This is a genomic window from Scandinavium sp. (assembly GCF_036271055.1).
Classification (GTDB): domain Bacteria; phylum Pseudomonadota; class Gammaproteobacteria; order Enterobacterales; family Enterobacteriaceae; genus Scandinavium.
On sequence record NZ_DATBBJ010000098.1, the window covers coordinates 1 to 1,554 of the forward strand.

Genomic DNA, 1,554 nt, shown 5'->3' on the forward strand with positions numbered 1-1,554 from the left:
CACCACCGGCGCGGCCACCGGAAACGGGTTCGTTGTATCGGGCTTCGGCGCCTGTACGGGAGTAGACACCCTGGACAGCGACACCGATGGGACTCACGTGCTGTACTTTAGTGTCAACTTCACCCAGCTCCTTAAAGCGACTTGGACCACTGGGTCACCGACCCTCACTGGGCCGTTTACGACGGGTGCGGCCATTTATTGATGTTTAATTGATTGAGGAACGCCGTATTGGTTGATCTTCTGCCAGAACTGCTCCCATCTGCTTTCTGTGAGTACGAGAGCCCGCAAGCTGAGGACGATTTGCGCGCCCTCCGGGGTCCAGCGCATTCCCGAGCAGCAAAGCCGTTGTTTAACCAATGTTTTGCACGCCGCCTCGGTAACGCCTGACCCGATGGGTATGCCATTTTCGATGCATTGGGCGTAGCGCATTTGGTGCAGATGATTGCTGAAATACGTTATGCAGTCCTGCAGATCCTTCTTTTGGTCAGGCTTCATCTTCGCGGTGATGACTTGCTCCAGGTCGCGAACAATCCGCGTTGCCGCATGATGCTTGTGCTTGAGATTGTGACATTGTTCGTCAAGCCATTGTTGACGTTCTGCTTCATTGCGGTGAATCGCCGATGCCGCACGCGCCAGGTACTGAGTGGCGTGATAGAAGTCCAGCACCTGCTCATCGATGTGGGGGCCAAGAAAATCCCAATTGGATTTTGCGCCATCCGCAATGCCGACGAAACGGACTTTCGGATATAGCGACTTTACATGCTCGATCTCACGCTGCATGCGGGCGAAAAACGTCTCTTTTCCGTACTCCGGCGCCGCCCCGAGATAGATCGTATGCAGACGCTCGCCATGCCTGTCATAGAGCGAAATGCTCCCCGTCATCGCTTCCCGCCACTTCTGATCGCAGATCAGCATGCAGGTGCCGTCAACTCCGATGCCGACCGTCGCGACCTTGCCGATCTCCGGCGTGGCGTAGCTCCAGCTTTCTTCCTTGGTTTGCACGACCGCCCCAACATGGGTGGCCAAATCCTGCAAACTCGCCTTCAGGCAGGGCCGGCCATGGTTCTGCTCCAGGTCTTCAACCACCTCGGCAGCAGCACCGCGCGCAAACTTATGCGAGACTATCTTGGCAAACCGTGGCGTCGCCTTTCTGATGATCCTTGCCCCCTCTTCCATTGGACAAAAGGTCTTGCCGCCTTCGGCAGGCTGATAAACATGACGCTCCACAGAAACCACCCCATAGGGGGTGTTGAAAACCTTCGGCAACTTGCCTTTCGAATACCATCTCGAACCACCCATCGTGATCGGATCGCCGTCCGCATCAAATCTCTTTAGTGCTTCAGCAGTCGCAACGTTGCCGACTGCGTTTACGGCCCCTAAAATTGCGTCCTCTACCTCTAGCATCCCGCCAGACAAGTCCACCGTCACTTCAATCCTGATCCGATCCCCATCCCGTCCCGAAACGATTGGCAGCATGACTTTCCCCCGCGAATTGACCAGCCGCCAATGCATCAATCTTAATGGTTAATTAAACATTACCTTCTGGCCGCACCC

At 55.6% G+C, this 1,554-nt stretch carries 1 protein-coding gene; it reads right to left on the reverse strand.

The window, feature by feature from the left end; genetic code table 11:
• Nucleotides 1-195: 195 nt before the first annotated feature.
• Nucleotides 196-1,476: an ISKra4 family transposase gene (locus VH187_RS20065; protein ID WP_329703203.1), complete on the reverse strand. Its 1,281-nt coding sequence runs from the start codon at nt 1,474-1,476 to the stop codon at nt 196-198.
• Nucleotides 1,477-1,554: the final 78 nt, after the last annotated feature.